The organism is Sphingobacterium sp. BN32, assembly GCF_030503615.1.
Classification (GTDB): domain Bacteria; phylum Bacteroidota; class Bacteroidia; order Sphingobacteriales; family Sphingobacteriaceae; genus Sphingobacterium.
The window spans coordinates 100,251-123,291 of sequence record NZ_CP129963.1; the positions used below are offsets into that span (position 1 = coordinate 100,251).

12 protein-coding genes are annotated in these 23,041 nt (G+C 44.4%); 4 read left to right on the forward strand and 8 right to left on the reverse strand.

What is annotated here, in order from left to right:
• Positions 1-82: 82 nt before the first annotated feature.
• From QYC40_RS00500 to QYC40_RS00525, 6 genes are all read right to left on the reverse strand, one after another.
• Positions 83-3,016 (reverse strand): PVC-type heme-binding CxxCH protein, encoded by a 2,934-nt coding sequence (locus QYC40_RS00500; RefSeq protein ID WP_301991798.1) that lies wholly within the window; start codon positions 3,014-3,016, stop codon positions 83-85.
• 39 nt (positions 3,017-3,055) lie between these two features.
• Positions 3,056-4,501: a hypothetical protein gene (locus QYC40_RS00505; RefSeq protein WP_301991799.1), complete on the reverse strand. Its 1,446-nt coding sequence runs from the start codon at positions 4,499-4,501 to the stop codon at positions 3,056-3,058.
• Positions 4,502-4,536: 35 nt separating this feature from the next.
• Positions 4,537-5,997 carry a neutral/alkaline non-lysosomal ceramidase N-terminal domain-containing protein gene (locus tag QYC40_RS00510; protein ID WP_301991800.1) on the reverse strand — a complete coding sequence of 487 codons (1,461 nt, stop codon included), beginning with the start codon at positions 5,995-5,997 and terminating at the stop codon, positions 4,537-4,539.
• Between the two features lie 177 nt (positions 5,998-6,174).
• Positions 6,175-7,701: a hypothetical protein gene (locus tag QYC40_RS00515; protein WP_301991802.1), complete on the reverse strand. Its 1,527-nt coding sequence runs from the start codon at positions 7,699-7,701 to the stop codon at positions 6,175-6,177.
• A 21-nt stretch (positions 7,702-7,722) separates the two neighbouring features.
• Positions 7,723-9,357 carry a RagB/SusD family nutrient uptake outer membrane protein gene (locus tag QYC40_RS00520; protein WP_301991803.1) on the reverse strand — a complete coding sequence of 545 codons (1,635 nt, stop codon included), beginning with the start codon at positions 9,355-9,357 and terminating at the stop codon, positions 7,723-7,725.
• A gap of 28 nt (positions 9,358-9,385) precedes the next feature.
• Positions 9,386-12,616: a TonB-dependent receptor gene (locus QYC40_RS00525; RefSeq protein ID WP_301991804.1), complete on the reverse strand. Its 3,231-nt coding sequence runs from the start codon at positions 12,614-12,616 to the stop codon at positions 9,386-9,388.
• A 605-nt stretch (positions 12,617-13,221) separates the two neighbouring features.
• Here QYC40_RS00525 and QYC40_RS00530 point away from each other — a divergent pair.
• From QYC40_RS00530 to QYC40_RS00545, 4 genes are all read left to right on the forward strand, one after another.
• Positions 13,222-13,938: a GntR family transcriptional regulator gene (locus QYC40_RS00530; RefSeq protein WP_301991805.1), complete on the forward strand. Its 717-nt coding sequence runs from the start codon at positions 13,222-13,224 to the stop codon at positions 13,936-13,938.
• Between the two features lie 106 nt (positions 13,939-14,044).
• Positions 14,045-14,407: a hypothetical protein gene (locus QYC40_RS00535; RefSeq protein ID WP_301991807.1), complete on the forward strand. Its 363-nt coding sequence runs from the start codon at positions 14,045-14,047 to the stop codon at positions 14,405-14,407.
• A 258-nt stretch (positions 14,408-14,665) separates the two neighbouring features.
• Positions 14,666-18,175 carry a SusC/RagA family TonB-linked outer membrane protein gene (locus QYC40_RS00540; protein ID WP_301991808.1) on the forward strand — a complete coding sequence of 1,170 codons (3,510 nt, stop codon included), beginning with the start codon at positions 14,666-14,668 and terminating at the stop codon, positions 18,173-18,175.
• Between the two features lie 11 nt (positions 18,176-18,186).
• A complete protein-coding gene (locus QYC40_RS00545; protein WP_301991809.1) occupies positions 18,187-19,830 on the forward strand; it encodes a RagB/SusD family nutrient uptake outer membrane protein in 1,644 nt (547 codons plus the stop codon).
• A 593-nt stretch (positions 19,831-20,423) separates the two neighbouring features.
• Here the strand turns inward: QYC40_RS00545 and QYC40_RS00550 are convergent.
• A complete protein-coding gene (locus tag QYC40_RS00550; protein ID WP_301991810.1) occupies positions 20,424-21,977 on the reverse strand; it encodes an ADP-ribosylglycohydrolase family protein in 1,554 nt (517 codons plus the stop codon).
• Between the two features lie 51 nt (positions 21,978-22,028).
• The gene (locus QYC40_RS00555) at positions 22,029-23,033 is read right to left on the reverse strand and encodes a GRP family sugar transporter (RefSeq protein WP_301991812.1); all 1,005 of its coding nucleotides are present in this window, start codon (positions 23,031-23,033) and stop codon (positions 22,029-22,031) included.
• Between the last annotated feature and the right edge of the window lie 8 nt (positions 23,034-23,041).

A 23,041-nucleotide genomic window follows, 5' to 3' on the forward strand; every position in this document is an offset into this window, starting at 1 on the left:
AAGGTTATTTTACTTTTAAGTTTTAGGTTGATATATACAAATATATAAATTCTAGTTGTATATACAAGTTAAATTGAAAAAATTACTTAGAGTCTCCCTTTTTAAGGTATTCAATAAGATTTGCCATGTCTTCTTTCGACATTGTTTTTTCCAAACCATCAGGCATCAGCGACAATCCTGAATTGGTCAAGGTTTCAATATTACTGCGCAATACAGCTTCGTCAGCACCAGTTGCCGTTCGCAGGGTAAGTCCATTGTCTGTTTCAGAAACTACCCAGCCCGACTTGGTACTGCCGTCTTTCGTTTTAACGATGACTGATTGATATTGCGGATAAACCTCATAATTTGGCACCAGAATATGTAACAATAAGGCGTCCGCCGGCTGATTCTTGATTCCGGAAAGATCCGGCCCAACTTGCCCGCCTTTGCCGCCATAGGTATGACATACAACACACTGGGTCTGAAAGATTGCCGCCCCTGCTTTAGCAACTGGTTTGGCATTTTTCAATACGTTTTTATATTCTTCATATACCGCCATCCGATCTCCGCCTTCAAGCTCTTTAAATAATCCCGTTGCTCGATCTGCAATCGCTTTGTCCTTACTTTTCATCAGACGCGTTCTATCGATGGAGGATATTTCTGCAGCGGCAATCTGACCGCTTTCAATGGCTTTAAATAGTAGAGGCAGAAAGTTCGTATTGGAGATTAGCGCAGAGATTACAGTAGGTTTTACTTTCGGCGAGTATGCTTTCCATTTCGCTTTGTCGGTCAATAATTCGGCTCCTTTAGGATCCTGCAATCTCGCGATGGAATTGATGGCTTGAATCTGCACCTGTGGCGAATAATGAGCATCCAACAACTGACGCAAGGCATCGTTAGACTGCTCGTAACTCGTATACCCCAATAGTGAGATTGCGCGACTTTGTTTCTCCGCTGTATCTTTGAGTGCGATTTCTTTTAATTTGCCGACGAAGCCGTCTAGACTTTCATTTGATGAGCTATTGATGGCATAAAGTAGTCCTTTATTATTGGGTTTAAGTTCTTGCTTTCTGCCGTTTAAAGCTTCTGATAGCCCTAGTAGGGCGGATATCTTCCATTCATCAACAGCATCCGGAGTAACTAGGCGATGGAAGAAGTCGGAGGCTTCAGCAATAGTTCCGCCATGCCCGAGCAGCCTTCCTAAGTCCTGCATCACTGCGGCATAAGCTTTTGGTTCGGCCGATTTCATACTTGCAAAAGCGGTAATAAATTCTTGAGAACGACCCGACAGCCCGCTTAATACAGCTGCACGAGTCCACTTATTGGAGCCGTCTTTTGCCGCAATTTTAGCTAAAGCTTGAACAGCTTCATTCGTGTTGATATTCCCTAAAGCGATTGCTGCATAATATCTTACACGTGCCGACGGATCTTCTGCCAGTTTGTTCAATGTAGATTTCGCCTGGTCATATTTTGTATGGCTAGCAAGGATTTGCACAGCTTGTTCACGAATGGAAGGTTCATCGCTTGCTAAGGCCTGATTAAGGCTTTCCAAGCTAAGCATGCCTAGATTATGAGCTAACCAAAGCGCTCTGGATTTCCCTTCATTGTTCGAACCCTTAGCAATCGTTTCTTTCAATAAGTCATTGATATCTCCTGGCTTAGACTCCAAAAGTAAGCGAAAGGCTGTCGCTCTTTTCCACTCGTCGGCAGAACTCAAGGCATCGACCAAGTCTTTGTTAGTCGCTCCTGTCGCCACTTTTCCGGTTTTGTCTTCATCCCCATCGTCGAAGTCTTTGCGTACGACCCTATAGATTCTTCCGTCGGTTTTGCCGGCCTCAAAATCCAGCTGCCCGCGCATCTCCTCTGGAACATAGGCTGGATGGTCAATCACCTTGCGATGCATGTCAACAATATACAAGGCACCTTCCGGACCATGCTGCGCATAGACCGGGCGGAACCATTCATCCGTTGATGCTAAGAACTCTTTGCCCTCATTCGCAATTGCGGAAGTAAAGCTTGCTCCATCTTCTTTCACAATCTGTCTCTGAACCAAGTTCTGAGCCGATTCACAGATAAAAATATTGCCTTTATGCTCTGGTTTTAATGCCGTTCCATTGTAAACGACTAAACCGCTAGCGGCAGTAAAAGTGCCGGTATGCGATTTCCCCATGAGGTCCGGGATGTACTCCGCAGTAGTTACTGCATTACTGATGGGATAAACTACGGCATTGGCTTCAACTGGCGATACATTCTGTACCATCTCATTAAAGGTTAAATGCGGATTGCGCGAGAGGTTCCAGGGCTCCATCACGATCTGCATGACCGGATGTCGATTTGATGTGCCGAAGCGATGTCCATAGGGATCGATAGTGAGGCCAAATTGACTTTTCCCGCCCGTGACCTGGAATTCATAGGTCTCGGGATTGAAACGGCCATCTGCAGCCGTGTAAACTACTGCCGGGCGATCAGGATGCTCTGGCGAAGTAATACTACCGCCGTTTAAACCTCCTGTAACATAGATCCAACCGTCTAAGCCCAAGGTCGGATGGCTCATGCGAATTTGCGAGGTCTTCGTGTCATTGAATCCCGTCAGTACGGTTTTTTTAATGTCAGCAATCCCGTCGCCATCAGAATCTTTGTAATAGTAAATATGTGGTGCACAGGTTATAAAGACCCCTCCTTTCCATGGCAGGATGCCATTGGGATAAGTGAGTCCTGTCGCGAATTCGTTTCTTTTGTCATAAGTGCCATCGCCGTCGGTGTCTTCCAATAAAACGATTCTACCGAGCGTTGTTGGCTCACCTTCCTCTGCCGGATCGGGATATCCACGATCCTCGACAACATACATTCTTCGATTTTCATCAAAAGCGAAGGCTACAGGATCGATGACCATAGGCTCATAGGCAACTGGTTCAATTCGAAGTCCCTCCTCCAGCTGAAAGGCATCTAAGGCCTGTTGGATTCGTTCATTCTCATGTTTCTTTTTACAGCCGACGAGCAATACGAGTAAGGATGCGGCTAGAATTGGATATCTCATTGGGTTGATAGTTGATTATAGACTTTTGTTGTAATGGAATTATTTACCCGCTTTATGATCATTTAACAGGCGGAGCAATACAGCAAGTATCTTGTCTGCTGCAGTTTCTTCTAAGTAGCTTGAACGCGCACGCCAAGTTTCATAGCCGCCTAATTTGTGATGTTTTGCAGTCGGTAGATAACCATTGTAGCCGTTCGCCAGCTCGATGTTGAAGGTCGGTTTGAATGGACTTTTCGCTTTTAGTTCCAGCCCAATCTCTACGAATACTTCCGCAGGAATGGCCGTGATGGCTAAATCACCAATTTTGAACACTTGAAGAATCAAGTCGACCTGATCAGGGTAATCTTTTAACAACAAAGTTTCACGTGCATAGATTTCTTCAAGAGACTGCATGCTGGGGCCGGCCGCTTTAGCGACGATGCCTTCCGCACGCTTAATATCCTGTGCATTTGGTTTTCTTACGCCCAATCGAATTTCTTCTTGCTTGGCCGCTAGTTTGATGGTTTTTTGTGGAGGGGCACTCTTAATAGCCGAGTAGGAGGCGCTAGCCACCTTATCCGCGACAGAGCGTATTTTCTCATACTGAGGTAATGCTTCTGTTTTCTTTCCAGGCCAATTGATGTTGTTGATATCGCCACTGGTTCCATTGCTCATGATGCCCACAAATGGAGGGTCATTTAATGTATTCTCGCTTAGCACAAGGTCTCCAATTCGATCGGCAAAGGCGCCGTAATAGTCTGCAGAGATCTCACCTGGTCCGGTGCCACCGACATAGTGCAACGAATAATTAGCAAGTACTGCAATAGGTTTACCATCTACCGTTTTTAAGAAAATGCTGGGCACCTCCGGATCGGTAGGGCCAGCAGGTTTATCCATATTTGGGTTTTCAACACCCGGATTCATCTTCACCTGATCCTGCCCGCCAAAGGGGTTCGGCATTGCAGTTCCCGGCTTCATATACCAGCGGCGGTTAAACACTTCCGTCGCTTCCTTGCCAACACCCCAAGAGATAACTGCAGGCGCACGATTCTCATAAGCACGAATAAGTGCGTCTGCAGTTCTTTCGACGATAAAGTCTAGGTAGTCTGGATCGGGATCACTTTGAAACACGCCGCAGGCAGTACCTGCAGAATGCGTATGTGTCGCCGACATCATCATATTTTGTACCGGGATTCCGGTAAACTCGGAAGCGCGCTGTTTTGCTTTGTCCAGCGTTTCTCTGGATACCATACATAGATCCAAAACCACAAAACCCAACTTCGTCTGTCCATCATCCAAGACTAGTGCTCTGGCATGGATATCATCATGCACATGCCTCACCGTCACGTCCTGCATATTCCCATTGATAGAAGACCCTATTTTTGGAGTAATGGTACTTTTTGCGGCGCCCGCCTGAAACACTTTGCTGGCGGAATTGCTCTGCGCCAGGGCGCTGCCTGCGAGAAAGAGCATGGATAATAGAAAGGTACAGACTGAAGATTTCATAGCGTTTTGGGTTTTGATTAGTATGCTGTTCTTGTTTAATTCATCTGAGAAAATAGGTTGTTAATCGTGCTGAAAATTTTTCTAGAAGCATTTACCTCTACACGATTCGTTCCTAGCCAAGTCTCGTATCCACCGAGTTTATGCTGCTCTGGCGTTGGCAAGTAGCCATAAGAACCATTGGCGAAAGAAATCGTAAATGTTTTATTCTTTGGATATTGCGACTTGAGGGCTAAACCCGACTCGGCGAATGTTTCGAAAGGTATGGCTGCGATTTGCAAATCCCCGATGCGAAAAGTTTGTAATACTACGGATATCTCATTCGGCCATTCATTCTGTAATTGCGTAATACGCTCGGCATAGGTTCTTTCCAACGGATGGTTGATAGGTTTGCTACCTTCTGGCATGGAAAAGATTTGCTTCGCTAGGGACAGTTGCTTGTCCGTCGGTTTACGGACGATGAGCGTTTGTTCCGCGTGCTTTGCCTGTAGTTTAAGCCAAGGTTGGTACTTCACGTTTTGTAATGCGCTGTATACTTTTTGAGCAATGTCATTTGCTACAAATTTCATCTTTTCGTAGGGAGCATCTTTTGGCGGAGCGCCTTGCACATTGATATTATTGATGTCTCCTGAAGTGCCGTTAGTCATAATTCCTACAAAAGGGGCTTCCGGGTTATTCTGCGTGAGCAACTCTTGCATTCGATTGGCGAAGACGGCAAAGTAATCGGCAGAAATATCGTGCATAGGAACTCCTCCGATATAGTGTAAGGAGTAATTTGCCAGGAGCGCGATTGCTCGACCATCGATTGCCTGAACTGATAGAAAGGATACTTCCGGATCCGTTGGTCCCGCCGGTTTTACAATATCCGGATTGCCAATGCCGGGGTTAAATCTTACCGGTTCTTTTTCTCCAAAAGGATTTACGACAAGATCTTTCATATGCCATCTTCTATTGAAGACATGTTCAGGAATGTTTACTGAGCCCCAGCCGATCTTTGCGGGTTCCATTCGGTAAATAGCCATTTCGACCGCATCCGCAATTCGTAGTGCTAACATATCCTGATATTGATCAAGGCCTTCCTGCGGGTTCCAGCCGCGGCGCTTAGGGCCTTCCCCTTCGGCACTCGTTGCAGAATGGGTATGTGTACCGGCGATTAAAATATTGGATGTGGGAATACCGGTACGTTCATTAATTTCTTTTTTTGCAACATCGCACACCTTGCGCGCAAGTCCGATATTATCACAGATGATAAAAGCAAGTTTGTTGTCGCCATCGTCAAGAACGATACTCCGCGCATGAAGTTCGTCGTGAATGTTCTTAGCCTCAGGAGGTATTCCAAAATTCCCAACAATTCCACCACCAAGGTAGGGGGTAATGACCGTCGTGGCAGCACCTGCCATAAAGCTGCGCTGTTGCCCAAAACTTAGCATTGCTGATAAGATGAATAACGTAGAAAGTAAGAAACTTCTCACTGTCTGCTTATTGATTTTTCTTTCCATAATTATAAGGTTAGTTTAAAGCCTTACAGATATGATGTGAAATTTGTTCAGGTATGATGTTTATTGCGGAGTCATCTTTAGGTTTAATCGTTCTCAACAGACTCGTCTTGTAAATATACAGCTTGTGTAGACAAGAACAAATAGTTTACATCTTTTATCTTGTTAAAAATTTGTTTTTTATTTATGTTCAGGCGGTACATTGCCATATCCCCAGGCTTGTTTAAATGCTGGGGGAGGAGGAGGACTCGGTATTTTTCCCGGCGTCATCTGATTGGCGAGCTCAATACCTGTATTCGCGATTTGTCGACCAGCGGATACTTCCAAATTGGAATAGGAGGTCAATCGAGTCTCGTATCCTCCGCCATTTGGTCCCATAGCTTCCTCTGTCGGTACATAGCCCACACAACCATTTGCGAGTTCGACTATAAAAGTGAACGGAAAGTGACTCGCTTTTTTAATGTCCAAACCAAATTGAACGAAGTATTCTGCAGGATTCGAAACGAAGGCGACCGGCCCCACTTGAATGGCCTGCACTTCTACCTCCGCTTTCGGCCTTTTCTTAATCATCGCGTCTAAAAGCAGGATTTCCTTGGCGAATGTCCATTCCACACTTCCCGCTTTCTCGGGTCCCTGCTTTACCAGTTCCAACGATTTCTTGACTTTTTCTTTTGTCGGAATTCGACGGTTTACCGTCCATACTTTCTGTCTGGAATCCAATGGTATGTCCGAACCTGCTCCTCTTTTTGCGAGCAACATGGTTTTGTAAGCCTCAGCACCGACACGACCTCCAACGAGTTCCCACCATTCTTCCGCCGAGGGGTTTGCATGTTTTGCCATATTGTCTACCTGCGTAATGTCGCCACAGGCTCCCTGCATGAATACGACAGGTAGGGCGGCATTACCCGTTACGCCACGTAGTGTTCTTTCCATGGCACCAATCCAGTTCGCAGATATCCCATCGGGGTTGGTGGTCGCATGACAGGCGAAATTGACGACCATACCTAATAGATTGTCTTTTAGATCCCAAACACCAATAGTTCCTACATCCGGATCGATTGGACCTGCATAATCAATGATATCCGGATTGCCTACACCCGGATGGGTGTAGGTCAAGCCATTTTTCATGCGCATGCGACGGTTGAAAGCAACTTTGTCTTCTTTCCCAACCCCCACGGCAAGTTTTGCATCTTGAAGACTGGCATTTGCGTCGACCACAGCTGCGACAATTTGATGTTGCAAGTACTGTATAAAACCCGGATCCGAAACGATAGACATATTAGTGGCAAGATCTTTTACTAAAGGATCTGCATCATCAAAATCTCCGGGTTCTGACATCGCGATGGGACCAGAGGAATGGGAATGTGAAGCTCCTATCATGATGTCCTTGCCGGAAATACCGCAGGCAGATTCTATTTCTGCGCGAGTAATTTCCACGACACGGCGCGTTATGAAGATAAGATCGACTCCTACGAGTGCAACTTTCTTCCTTCCATCATCAAAAACGACGGCGCGGACTTTACACTGGTCGTGAAATTTCTTATGATAGCTTTTGCCATAGTTTCCAGGTTGCTCCATACCAATGTCGGGAGTAATATCCTTTTCCGAAAAGCCAGCTCTAAAAGTCGGAGCAGTACCGTTAAAAGGACTAGCATGTAAATGAGCAATGAAAAAAACTGCAAATATGGATGTTATAAAGTATTTCATGGTTTTTTGATTTATAGAAGCTTATTGCCAACCTGGATTCTGTGTTAAGCTCGGATTGAGTGTAATTTCTTGTGTTGGGATTGGATAGAGATAAAGTTTGTTATCCCATTTCCTCGCTGTGAATCCCGGGTAAACGACACGTAAATTACCATCTGCAGGATTCCTAGCACCAAGGATAGTCTTTGGGTTTTCCAATAGCTTCCCTGCTTTCCAACGCACCAGGTCGTCCCATCGGTCTCCCTCTGCAGAAGTTTCTATTCTGCGTTCTCGACGTATTTCGTTTAAAAGCGGGGAAATTGGCACCTCCCATTTCGGCCAATTAGGATCTGTAAATCCTACAGCGACCGTCAAGTGTGGCATCCCTACGCGATCGCGTAAAAGATTGATCGTTCGATCTAAGACGGCCTGTGTGCATTCGCCTAATTCCGCTTTTGCCTCTGCATAATCCAAAAGCACTTTACCATAACGATAGATGAAATCGTCAATAATAGAAGTACTCGGTAAGCGATCCTTTTCGAAAGGACTGTATCCTTTGATGATGAAGTAGCTTGTTGGACAGTTAGAGTTCAGGAACTCGGGCATTTCTTTGTAATTCACCGTTCCATTGTCGAAAATACGATAGGGTCGATCTTCGTGATAGATCGATTGTCGCATTCTTGGATCTCGATTTACAAATTCATCTGCGAAGTTAGCATCGCCCTTATATAGCGGGCTTAACGCAATCGGTAAACCATCCGCACACAAATAAGACTCAACAAAATCCTTGCTATAGCCTGTTTGCGGTTCCCCGAGTTGTCGAACGTTGTTGTGCATCCTTTTGTCGGTAATGAATCGCTGTACCAAAATGCCTTCCGGGTTACCTTTAAGCTCGTATTGCACAAACAAATCGAAGAAATCTTGCTCTGCTTTTCCAGTTTTATAAACAGCGAATAGGTTGGAATTAATGATTTGTTCAGCCGAAGTTGCGGCAAGTCTCAACAGTTCGTCATGTCCAGTCCCCACTTGATGATATTTGCGAAAAGTACCTTCATAAAGACTAACCTCTGTTTTAAGTGCTAGAGCTGCATACTTCGTCAGTCGGTCGGCGGCGGAGCTTTCAGGAAGATTGGCAATGGCGAAATCCAGGTCTGCTAGAATATTTTTCGTCACGGTTTCTCTACTGTCTCTTGCTGCGGTTAGTTCGGGTGACTCAGGCGTTAAACTCGAGTTCAACCAAGGCACTTCTCCGAATTTTTTAAGCTTCTCAAAGTAGTGAAAGGATTTAAAAAAGCGTATTTCTCCCTCCGCTCTTTTCAGCGCAGGGTCGCTGATCGTCATGGTAGCAATGCGATCAAGCGCATAATTACAGCGACGTATTTGTAACCAATCTCCTTTTCCCCAACCGCCATCGGTTGCCGGTACATTGTATTCATTCCAGGTGTAAATATTTCTACTGCTTGGTATTTGGTTGTCACTTGCGTTATCTACGCTGAACCAAGCCAATCTGGCGTCAAAAAGTGTAGCATAGAACTGGTTAGCATACATCTCCACATCCGATGCTGTTTTCCAAAATGTTGCGTCGCTGATTTCGTCTAAGGGATATTTTTCAAGGTAATCGTCGTTGCAGGAAGTCGCTAAGAATATAGCCAACAAACCTATTTTGTATATCTTGTTCATTATAGTTTCTTTAGGTAATGAATGTTGATTAAAAACTGAAGTTTGCTCCAAACGAGAACGAGCGGAACATAGGATAAGCGCTAGGTCCGGCGAGTTCAGGGTCAGAAATCTTAATCATTTTGGTTAATGTCCATAAATTGCTTCCCGTGAAGAATACGCGAATTCTATCCGAACTAATCTTCTGTGTCAACTCTTGTGGAAGTGTATATCCCAAGGTTAATTGCTTCAGGCGTAGGTAGGCAGCGTTTTGCAAATAGCGCGTTTGTACGGTTGTAATATCGGCTGCCCCAGCAATTATGGGTCTAGGAAAGAAAGCGTCGGGGTTTTCTGGAGACCAATAATCCATAGCAACTTTCGGGATACCAACCCACTCATTCGAATATTGAGTCAAATAATATAAGTTGGAGATTACCAGGTCACGTTTTCCAACGCCTTGGAAAAAAATATCCATATCGAACCCTTTCCAAGCTAGATTCGTTCTCAAACCGAAACTATAACGAGGCGTATTGTTCCCGATGATGCTCATATCGCCAGGGTTGCTTAGTGTTTGTGCGCCCCTTGTGATCTTGCCATCACCGTTGATATCCACCATCCATAAATCGCCGGCTTGTCTTTTTCTGCCGTTGATATTACTCTGGTCGAGTGCAAGAGCCTCTGCGTCAGTTTGGAAGAGTCCTCCGGTTGTTAATCCCCAGATATTTCCCATGTCAGCACCTTTATAATAATCAGAAATTAATCCGCTAGGGTTACTAAATCTGGTAATCTTGGCAAGATAGTCGGATAGAATTCCTGTAAATCCATAACTGAAATCGCCTACCTGATCGTTCCAGTTGAGGGTCAAGTCAAATCCTGTCGTTCTCAAGTCTGCAGCGTTCGCCTGCGGTTCTGTGACGGCTAATACTGCAGGAAGCGTTTGCGACTTTGTCAACATGTTCTTTGTATCGCGGGTATAGAAATCGAAAGAGCCGTTCAGTCGGTTATCTAAGAAACCGAAGTCTACGCCGAAGTTTTTCTGGGTCACCGTTTCCCAAGTCAAGGTCGAACTCACTAAGCCCGGTGCATACACCGACATCGGACGGTCACCATTGATTAGGTAGTTTACTTCGGCTGCGGTCATGGTCGCGATATAAGGGTAGTACAGGTCAATATTTTGATTTCCTAGGTTACCGTAGGAAGCGCGGAATTTCAGTTGATTTATGGTTTTCTTAATCGGTTCAAAGAACGGCTCATTATCCACACGCCATCCGACTGAAACCGAAGGGAAGAATGCAAACCTGTCGCGTTGAGCAAATTTGGAGGTGCCATCGTAGCGGCCATTGAATTCGACCAAATAACGGTCAGCATAGCTATAATTTATACGAGAAAATGCGCCCCGGATAGCATATTCGTTGATCCCATCGTAGGCAAATCGGTCCCCAGAAGCTAAATTGATATAAGGAACCTCGTTAATGATCAGATTTCGACGTTCGGCACTTACGGAATTATATTGTGCATGCTCTTGGTTAAATCCTAGCATCGCCTTGAAATAGTGTTTCTCGGCAAAAGTTTTGGTATAATCTGCGTATGCATTGAACACATAATAGCGATCGTCATAATTCGTACGGGTTACTCGATTTGGGTTACTTCCGCCGTAATAACCCATTACCTCACCAGCGACATTATAGAATGGCTGTTTTGCAAGATAGGACATCTCTTTAGTAGCTTTATTGTTGAACGAGTAGTCTACATTGATGCTCACCTCTTTTACAGGTGTTAGCTTGACCAAACCGGTCATCCACATATCGTTTACATGACGGGTTTGATAACCGCCTTCGCTTAACATTTGCGCCGGATTGAAGATAGAGCCCTCATGACCCCAATTGCCGTTTGGATCCCTTACAGGCTGTGTGGAATAGACGTTGGTTTGATAAATGGTGCCGTCTTCCGGAAAGGAGTTTCTGAATTGCGGATCGTTGGGTGGAAAATGTTTATTCCCGTTGTTGATACTTACTTTCGTCCCAACGGTTATCCATTCTTTGATATGATAATTTAAGTTGGTCATAAAGTTATAGCGCTTGTAGTACTCATCAAACAAATCCTTGTTTGCAAGACCGTCCTGCTTTATGAAAGAGAACGAAGAGTAATAGTCGAACTTCTCTGAACCACCCGTGATGCTTGCGGTGTGCTGTTGCATTGGGTAGCTTTTATTCATCAGTACATCTTCCCAGTTGGTATTCGCTACTCCTCTCCACTCATCTTTCGAGCTTGGATGCACAAAAGAATTGGGTTTTGACGGATCATTATAATGGGCCATCATGGCTTCCATCGTCAAATCATCAAAATAGTTTCTCCCATTGACCCGCATTGACGCCTCATTCATGTAAGCGATGCGATCTTTGGTGTCGATAAAGTCGATCTTGCTTGTTGGGCTATTGGAAGAGAATAAGGTAGAAAAGCTGATTACTGGTTTATCTTTTTTACCGGATTTAGTGGTGATTAGGATAACCCCATAGGCAGCGCGAGCTCCGTAGATTGCTGCCGAGGCTGCATCTTTTAAAATCGTCACGCTCTCGATATCCGAAGGACTGATCAGGTTCGGATCCATCGGCACGCCGTTAACTAGAATTAATGGACCTCCGCCATTGATGGATGTATTACCACGTACATTAAAGGTGGAACCCTTTCCTGGGGCACCGCTGCCTTGCGTAACGTTTAGGTTAGGGGCTGTTCCCTGTAATCCCTGCCCCAGCGTGGTAATCGGACGGCTTTCGAGTACCTCGGAAGTAACCGTAGATACCGCACCAGTAAGATTTTCCTTCTTCTGCGTACCATATCCGATCACCACCACATCGCCAATGGAAGTCACATCCGATTGTAGCGTCACGTCCGTAACTCCACTACCTCCGATAGCAATTTCCTGTGTGATATAGCCTACGGTGCTGAAAACAAGCGTGTTTGCTTCATTATTGGCTTGTAGACTGTACTGACCGTCTGCATTGGTCGATGTCGCTGCGGTTGAACCCTTCACTTTCACACTCACCCCTTCGAGTGGAACACCGTCGGCATTTCGCACCGTCCCTGATAATGTTCGTTGTTGATTGATGTTGCTGTGCGCAACATTTGTTCTTTTGAGCGACTTGCCCTTGATCAAGGACAAGTTAGAATCGCGGTCGCTCTCGGAATAGGCCGATAGGCTCCCGGTACACATAATCAGCCCTGCGCTGATAAAGAATACTCGTAGGATTCGCGATAGTTGCTCTTGGCTGCTAATCTGTTCCATATACATTGATTGAATTAAACTTGACTCTGACCCCATTGCCCGAATCGCCAGGCATCGGGGTATAGCGAATATTTGTACACAAGAATTCCAGGGCCCTATTTTTCGCTATTATTTTAGGGCAGGTACTAGGTAATCGTTTAAGTCGTTGTTCAATGAATCCAAATGTATCGAACGCACGGTTTAGGGATCTTTCAAGCTAAACATTTGGATGCATCATCTAAGTTTCAGCATGTATGGAGAAGGATTTTTACAATAGTCATTGCTATTGTCTTCTCATAATTTTCGGTATTAAGTTTATCCGTTGATATAATTAGTTGAACAAATATATAAAAATACTTGTATATACAAGAAATAAAATATAAAAAGTTTAATAAAGTTGTTCGATTGACTGTAAATTGCTGTTTATCTATTGTTTAAGGCGCGATTTATTTTTTTTAACAAATTTTATATGTCTATACAAGTAATTAAATTGGTTGATAGCATATGGCATTCACAACTTTTTGAGCAGATAGTCAACCAATTGCGAATTTTGACCTGTATATACAAGAAAAGGCTTGAAAAATACTCATTGTTGAGTATATTTGTCTTTACTAAATATAGAGCTTATGCAAAGATCGTCGGGAACCCCTCTCTACAAGAAAGTATTCGAAGAGTTAAAAAGCCAGATCGATTCTGGGCTATACAAAATGGGTGATTTATTGCCATCGGAGAACGAGCTTTGTAAACTTTATTTTACCACGCGCCCTACCGTACGCCAAGCGCTCAACGACCTTAGTAACCTAGGTTATATTGTCAGACAGCATGGGAAGGGCAGCATCGTCTCTGAACCGAAGAATGGTCTAGGGATTTTATCGCTTAAAGGGTCTACAGCCGGCGTTGGAAAGCATAACCTAAAAACAGCCATCATTACGAAACCTATTAAGCAGACCTGGCCTGATTCCTTTGAATTTGAACTAACCCCAGAGGAGAAAGAAGCGGGTTCCATTTACCTTTCGCGCCTGCGTTATGTTGATGGCTTGCCAACCCTATTCGAAGAGACTTATATCTCAAACATAGATTTACCCCGTTTTACGCTCCATAATTTGGAAAAAAACTCGCTCTTTGAGACATTAAAGAATTATCATGATGTGGAGGTAAAGGAGGGCGAACAAAAAATATGGGCGATTGAGGCATCGAAAGATTTGGCGGAAATGTTCAATATCAAAACGAAAAAACCCGTTTTGCATATGAAACGTCGATTAAAAACCAATAAGAAAAACCTGTTCATCTATTCTTTTCTTTATTGTAATACACAGGATTTCTTTATTCAGGATTATTTTTAGGTAGTTGCTGAATACAGCTCTTCTTTCTGAAATTAACTAATTTCAATAAATCTCATCTTTTTTCGGGACAAACTTTCCGGCTGCTCGTCTTATTAATAAATCGCTTATGAGGAGAGTCTTTTCATTATTGTTGTTATTGATGGCTGCACTATGTTCAGTGTATGCGCAGGACTATGTAGATGAAGAGGCCTTATTCATGAAGATTGTACGTCAGGTACGCGCAAAGGATTTTGATTTGAAATCTTTAGACGGATTTAACCGGACGGCATTTATCAACCGAGAAAATAAGCTGGTAAGTATCAAGACGAAACCCGCCGAAACCAAGACCTTGACGCGTTCTGAACTATTTAAGAAAAATAAACCCCATGTATATCGTTTTATCCGAGTTTTCCGCAATGCGGAAAGCGGTGCTTTAATGATAGAGAATGTTGCAACGGCATTTCGCAGCCTTCAGTTTTCCGATCCATAGCCCTTCTTCTATAAGCTGTTATTTCCTCAAAAATCAACTGTCAGGACAGTTCAGGATGGTTTAATAATGAATATGAAAGATGATTTAAAAAAATAGTAACAACATGTTAAAAATCAATGTTTTAAATATTGATATAGAAAGATAAGTAAGTTTTGTAATTATAAAACCCTGCAAATTGTGGTTATTATTTCGCGCTGTTCTTCAGGTATATTTGAATAGAGAAGACCACTTTTATTCACTAACCAAAATCTATTAACTATGGAAAGAAGATTACGTTTCATTTTGATGCTGGTTATCCCGTTATTAACTATGGCGTTCGCACAGGCGCAGCAGCGGACATACTCCGGTGTAGTTAGGGATACAGAAGGAAAGCCAATCGTTGGCGCCAGTATCGTTGTGGTGGGGACCGCTGTCGGGACCTCATCTTCGGAAACTGGACAGTACAGTATCCAGGCGAATCAGGGAAGTAGGATCAGCTACTCACTTGTTGGCAAGGAGTCCGCGACAATAACCACGACCAGTAATACAACAATCAATGTGACCCTGAATGATGCAAATCAGGAAATTGAAGACGTCGTTGTAATTGCTTATGGTACGGCAAAGAAGAAGGATTTGACGGGAGCAATCAGCACTGTTGATTCAAAGGTGCTTGGTGCGCAGGCGAACTCAACGCTGACCAAAGCCTTGGAAGGCGCTGTTCCGGGTATTCAAGTCTCCTCTGTCGATGGGCAGCCGGGGGTCGATATGGGCGTTCGTGTTCGTGGTATTGGATCCTCCAGTCAGAACAACTCGAATGCGCTTATCGTTATCGATGGTGTTCCTGTGACGGCGGGTTTCAATCCCCTATCGACGATGAATCCTAAGGATATCGAATCCGTGACGATTCTGAAGGATGCTGCATCAACGGCGCTATGGGGCTCCAGAGGAGCAAATGGTGTCATCATGGTTACTTCAAAAAAAGGCGCTCGAGGCGGAACAAAGATAGACTTCGACACTAAATTAGGAGCAAACATGATTGCTAACAACCAACCAAAACTTATTCGCGGTGTCGAAGACAACTATGAAATGATGTGGGAAAGCATCTATAACTCGGTACGGTACGGTAGCACGGAGAAATACAAAACCAACTTCAGCAATCCGAACATGTCGCATGAAGAAGCAGCCTTGTTTGCAAGTCAGCATTTATTCAACTATACCGGAAGCAAGACTAATTTCGCAGGCCCTAATGGCTTGTCGAACTGGATGTATTACCGTGTTCCCGGAGCAAGGTATGTTTCTACCGGTACAGGAGACACCCGATCGGCGACCATGCTGGACAACTACTTGATTGATCCGGCAACAGGAAAGATCAATAAAGATGCTGTAAAGCTGTATGATGTGGATGATTGGAGAGATATCGCATACAGAGATCGCTTTCGCCAAGAGTATACCGTATCGGCGAGCGGAGGAACAGAGAAGACGGATTATTTTATCTCTACCGGTTTCTTATCCGATCCTTCCTATATCGCTAACTCTAACTTCAAGCGTTATAACGTGCGTTCGAATGTAAACTCTCAGATTACCGAATGGTTGAAAGCAGGTATAAATGCGACCTACTCGAACCGTTCTACTCGTTTACAGAATGGTCGTTTCAGTTCGCGTAATCCGGGCGCTGCCGTTCAGAACGTTTTCCGTTGGACAGATGGGTATCGTCCATTAGCGTCCATTTATGAGCGCGATGAAAATGGGAATATGGTCTATGACGCAAGCGGCAACCCACAGGTAGTTCGCTTGGTAGGCCAGCAGTATTCGCCACTAGGGGTTGTAACCCCAAAGGCGGGAGGATCTACATCAATGGGCTACGACTTAGAATATCAGATGGAGAACTCCCAATCTGAATATGTATCCAACGATATTTCTACCATCGGTTATTTACAGGCAAAGTTCTGGAATGACTTCACATTCAATGTGCAGATGGCGGTAAACCAATCTTACCATATGCGTTATGTTTCCTTGCCGAAAGCGTGGGGAGAGTCTTCTAACGCTGAGCAGGGGATGATCGGTCGCTACCATACACAATACTTAGATCTCAACTCACAACAAACATTGAATTGGGGACATGATTATGGCAAGCACCATGTGGATGCCATGATTGGCCATGAGTTCACTTGGATGAAAACAGAGAACATGAACTACAAAGCGTCGCTATCGCTTATCGACAATTTCACAGGTTCAGGAAACTACTTGTTCTTAAACAACGGAGGAACTTTCTCTGGTGTTGGCTTCGGCACAAATAAGGAGGCCATGGAAGGTTACTTTGCTCGTGCAAATTATATATACGATAATAAATATATTGCTACAGGTTCCGTTCGTCGTGATGGCTCATCGAAGTTCCGCTATGATGAAGATCGTTGGGGCATATTCTGGAGCTTAGGCGGTGCATGGCGTATTTCCTCAGAGGCCTTTATGGAGCCGACGAAAGGATGGTTAAACGACTTAAAGCTTCGCGCAAGCTACGGTGTCATCGGTAACCAAAATGGTATTGGACGCTACGCAGGGTACCAAACCTGGAATTATGGTGCTTTGGGTTACACGACGCCGGGTTCTTATGCCCCGAGCGGATATACCCTGACCATGGGGGCGGCAGTAAACAGTTCCTTGACCTGGGAGAAAAAGAATACCATTGATGCAGGTCTCGACCTTAGCCTATTTAACCGTGTCAATGCAACCATAGACTGGTATAAAACCAATACAACGGATTTATTATTGGATGTTCCTGTTTCCTATGCCATGGCCGGACAATCCACCTTACTACAAAATGAAGGCGAGTTGGAGTCCAAAGGTTTGGAAGTCGATGTCAATGTTGATCTAATCAAACGCGATGACTTCAATTGGTCGGTCAACGTCAATACCGGACATTATAAAGTAAAGGTAGTAAAGATGCCAGAGACGATGATCAACCAGCAGGATGCACTGCACGATCACAAGTGGTGGTATGCTACGGCAGATGCCTGGGGAGCTGTAGGTAACACAGGTTCGGGTTCAGGAGCTGCATACAGACGTTGGATCGGTGGAGATTACTATAATGTAATCTTCGCGAAATATATGGGCGTGGATAAGGGTACAGGTCTACCGCTTTACGGAGCGCTAGTAACCGAAGGAAACCAAGGTAAATTCCCGAATGCGAAAGTTGGAGATGTTGTCTCGACGACAGATTATTCCGAAGCTTATATGTTTGACTATGGAGATGCTACGCCGGATTTAATAGGTGGTTTCGGAACTTCCGTACGCTGGAAGAACTTTGATTTGGCAGCAAACTTCGCTTACCAATTAGGCGGCCTTTTCTTTAGTAATTTATACGGGAACTTTATCTACAACACTTCCGACATCGGAAACCAAATGTTATCAGAAGATCTGCTGAACAATACATTTAATGAGTCCAATCAGGATGCCAAATTCCCGATGCTTATGGTGAACTCCCCGAATGCAAGTACAATTTATAGCAATGGTACGCGGGTTTCATCGGGAAATACCTATACGGATCTTTCGGTGTTCGATGCTTCTTACCTAAACATCAAGAATATCACGGTGGGCTATACGCTACCCGAGAAATGGGCAAGCAAAGCGAAGATGGCAAGCGTACGTGCCTATGTATCGTTAGACAATATGTGGGTATTTGCTAAAAGTGGTATAGATCCGCGCAATTCCATCGTCGGAGGATTAGATGTAGGCGCATATACTTATCCGATGATACGTTCAAGTTCATTTGGTATAAAAGTAACCTTTTAATGATGAAAACTATGAGATACTTAATAGCACTTGTGATGATGGCGATGTTAGCCACATCGTGTAATAAGAAATTAGATATTGCCCCACCTGATAACATCATTGATGAGCAAGTGCGGGAGCTGTTGAGAACAGCCGATGAGGAAACAGTAAAAAGTTTATTGAAAAGTATTGCCGATGGACTTCCACCACATATGCGTGGGGGTGGCTATAATTTCCGCTTCTCTAACATGCTCGACAATACATGGAGCGGGCAGTTGTCGGCACGTATGATGTTAGGTAATGATGTTGTTGTCGGCAACTGGGCTATCCCGGCGGATAACGATTATTATTCAGGCCAGGACATAACCTCTGAGAATAATGCATCCAACCCGAGCTGGTGGCATCGCGCATTCAGTATGACCGTGGCAGCCAATAAAGTCGCCAATATTATTACGCCGGATTTGCTGAAAGAAAACGCCAGCATCACCTTACGCGACTATTCTGGACGTGCCTATTTGATACGCGCTTTTGGCTATCTATACGCACAGCAAAACTTCGGAACGAATAAGTTGGGGATGTCTATCTATACGAAGTTCGACGTGGGACAGCCCCTGCAAGAGCGCTCTTCCGCATTAGCGACGCTTGATTCCATTATCAATTGGGCGACCACCGCAGATGAACTTTTTGCACAGGCCAATATTGGATTCAAAGCAACAAGCACATCGGACCTGACGCGCGGACTTACTAATTACGTCATCGCCAAAGCAGCGCTTTTGGCAGTTGAAGCCGAAGGTGCTAGCCCGGCAAAATACTACAGTATTGCTTCCGCAGCATGCGATCGCGTCATCAACAGCGGCGCACTCTCTTTAATGAAGGAAGACCAGTATGTGCAAAAACAATCCGGAACGGTGGTCGTGAATGGACTGACTTTGCCGATCTTTCTTGCCGAGACATCCGGATTCTTAAATTTTGCTAAAAACCCAGAAGCAGCATTCGGTTTCGGCTGGCAGTTTGGCGGCAATGGCCCGGCAATAGAGAGCAACCCATGGGGTGGTTCTTATCGTATCGATGACCGATTATTTAATAAAATAGACGATCGTGACTACCGCAAGAAGAACTTCCATAAAAATAGACCAACCGATTTCCCAACGATTTATTATCCTGGCCCTTCCAACTTTATGAACGGCGGACAGAGTGAGGTTCCTACCTATTGGGTTTCCAAATTTGCCAATAACGTCGGATTGGGAAGCGTAGTGGGTGCTCAAAATGTTTCCAACCGCAATCGTGCTGACTATGCGATGGTGCGCCTATCGGAGTTCTATTTGATGAAAGCAGAAGCGCAGGCGCGTTCCGGAGCGGAAGGCAATGCGAAAACGACTTTAAACACCCTTCTGGCGGCACGTACGGCTGCAGGAAGCAGCACGCTGACCGTGGACAATTATGCCAGCATGAGTGGATTGACCGTATTGCAAATGATTCAATTGCAGTCGCGTATCGAGCTTTGGGGCGAAGGAAGCCAAGAATGGGATAATAACAGACGCTGGAACATCCCGGTAGATCGTAAAGGATCAACTGTTCATTGGAACCCTTCATTGGTTTATCCGGTGTCTTTGATGACGATGAAAATTCCGTCAGAGGAGATATCGACCAATCCAAAAAGTCAGCAAAACCCTTAAGATAGAATCGAAAAGAGATAAATAATTTGTAGGCTTCGATAGCCTCGAGATAATCAACAAAAAACCAAAAACAACTAGAGTAAGCTGCCAATCGGCAGCTTACTTTTTTATGTAAAGGTCTGTTATCAAAGGACCCAAGAGCTCTCATTCCTGTGGCTGTTTCAATGGCATATGAAAGGTTTTATATCACCCTTCTCTTCTCTATTTAGAGAAAATAAGCTTTCAAAAGACGAATCGACTTCAGGATATCAAAGAACAGTTTCTGCCGAACCCTCACGGAGCGGAATAAAATATCTGGTTGATTCAAACAATCAATCCAGTATATCTTACCCCACAAAACTATAGCAAGAGCCATTCAAAGTATGTTAATTAAGCTTTATCGTTTTATGAACCTGTATTAGCAGGCATCGTTTACCCCTTTATTTTTAAATATGGTATTTCAATTGTATCGCTATTCCTTGGAAGGAGTAAGGGTTGCCTCACTTATCAATGCACATGCGTAAAGCCACAACAAAAGGCGCCTCCTTTCGAAAGCGCCCTTAACCAAGTTAAAATATAACAAACAGTGTTATGAATAAAGATCTTTTCCTCGTTTAATGAACATGCTGCTCAATCCCTTTATTCGGCTGATCAGAATAGATGATATAACTATTCATATCTACCCAATACCCAGGCTTTTCTTCCGTCTGCACGAGCTTTACTTTATGCTTTCCTTTTGGAAGATCATACACCCAAAAGATCTCATCTTTTCTCCTCAAATAGTTTGTCGGATGTATAAATGATGCATGTTTCTTACCATCAATATAGATATCCAGCGGGATATCAAAATCAGGCATGCTCTTCTCATTTTTCTTAGCAGCACCTACCAGTACAAAACCTGTACCCTCGATCTCAAACTCATAGCTACCTTTCAACTGCTTGTTCACCCCCACTTTACGAACTGGGTAAACCCCATCAAAAGCCTTCTCGAATCGTACGGCAACAGGTTGCTGAACCTTAATCTCCACGTCGTTCTTACTCACTTTTCCGCCATTACGTTTAATCATCTCTAGCGCATGGTTGAAGCTCATTTTATATACACGGTTCAACGATGTTTTAGTGTATTTGAAATCGATGTCTTCCGCTTCAGCCAATCCCATTTTCCAATATTTAGGGATCTTGCTGTAGCCATACATCGTGCCCAGGATACCTGCGGCACTTGCCGGATTACAGTCTGAATCCTGACCAGCACGTGTAGAAATCTCTAAGGTTTGTGTGAAATCACCCGCGCCATATAAAAGGCCAAGCACAACATAAGCCGCATTCACTTTCGCGTCGATGTTGTAAGGCATGTGCACGCCTTCAGGACAGCCAACTTCTTCAGCCCATTTTTGCTGAATTTCAAACCAGTTGCGCTTCCAGTTGTCCGGATGTTCTTTATGCCACTGAATCACATCAGCAATACATTGATAGAATTCGCTTTCTGCCGGAATAGTCTTCAATGCTTCCGTAACGATGTAATTGATGTCGTGAGAAACAAAGGCTAAGGTGTACATGGCGCCAATATAAACACCACCATACCAGCCGTCGCCATAGTTCATGATGTGACCGATCTTATCACTGATATCCGACGCGGTATTTGGCATACCAGGACTCATTAAGCCCGCGAAGTCAGCCTCGATTTGATAGTCAATATCATCCGCATGCGGATTGTTCTTCCAGTGGCCCGATTCCGGAGCCTTTATGCCTGTCAAAATATTATAGCGTGCAGCTTGATTCGCGTGCCATAGCGAGTAGCTTGCATTCGCAAATGCATTCGCGAAAGAGTCTACTGGTGCATCCATACCCACACGATCATAAACCTCAACGAAGGTCAGATCCATATAGATATCATCATATAAATGCGGATTATGAACCATCGTACTTTTGATATAGCCATCGTACCAGGCGAGGTTCTCATAGTCTTGAATGAACGTGCCACGGTATCGGAATTCTGTTGGACCACCAAAGGTTACACCAATGGTCTGCCCCGCCCATCCGCCTTTAATCTTATCTTGTAATTCCGCCTTTGTCAGCTTGACTTTCGCAGGCTGTTGGGCAACGACTACATTGCCAGCACAGATTAAACCAACTCCTAATAAAAGGGTACTCCAAAGCGATCTTTTCATGTTTTTCTTTTTATTATAGGTTTGTATTTATTTTCTTTTTGAATGTTACAACTAGCTCCCTGACCAAATAATAAGGCCCAACCCGGCGATAAAGCACAGAAACATCGCCAGCAACAGGGAATTTACCTTACTGTCGGCTCCTTTGAATTCTTTCCATACCAGTACGCCCCATAGAGCAGCGACCAGAGTCGCCCCCTGTCCCAAGCCATAGGAAATAGCTGGGCCCGCTTTACCGGCTGCAATCAGATTTAGAATGTTGCCCAAGCCCCAAATACTTCCACCCAGGATACCAATTAAGTGATAGCGGAATGAACCCGCAAAATACTCGCTATAGGTTAGCGGTTTGCCCTCCAACGGTTTTTTCATCAGTACACTGTTGAAAACGATGTTGCTCAGGAAAATTCCTGCAGCAAATACCACAAAAGCGCTATAAGGCGTCATTTTACCAGCCGCCGGCTGTTGGAAATTTTCTAAATCCATACCTGATGCCAGGAAAGGATAGAACGAGGACATCAAGAAACCAGCGATAACCGATATGATGATCCACTTTCCGATGCCTGCTTTTTCGCTTCCGCCTTTATGCTTTTTGAAGGCAACAGCGTTCAGGATGATTGCCAAAGTGACCAAGCCAACACCCAAAAACAAAAGGGTAGGGTCGCCTTTCTGCTGAATCATATAGTTAAAAAACACGCCCGCAACCAAGGCAATACCGATGCCAATGGGGAAGGCAACAGACATCCCTGCTGCCGCAATGGCTGCCGTTAAAAGGATATTAGCCAGGTTGAAGAGCACGCCGCTCAATAAGGCATTTAAAATATTGCTTGAACTCGTCTGGGCTATATCTTCTAGAAAAGGTCTCCCTTGTTCGCCCATGCTGCCCAGAGTAAAGGCGCTCAGTAGGGAAAAAATGAGGATACCGATTACATAATCCCAATAAAAAAGCTCAAAACGCCAGCCCTTTTGACTGATCTTTTGTGTGTTTGCCCAAGACCCCCAACAGATCATGGTGATAAAGCAAAACAGCACTGCCACATTATAATCAGATACAATAAACATAATTCTTC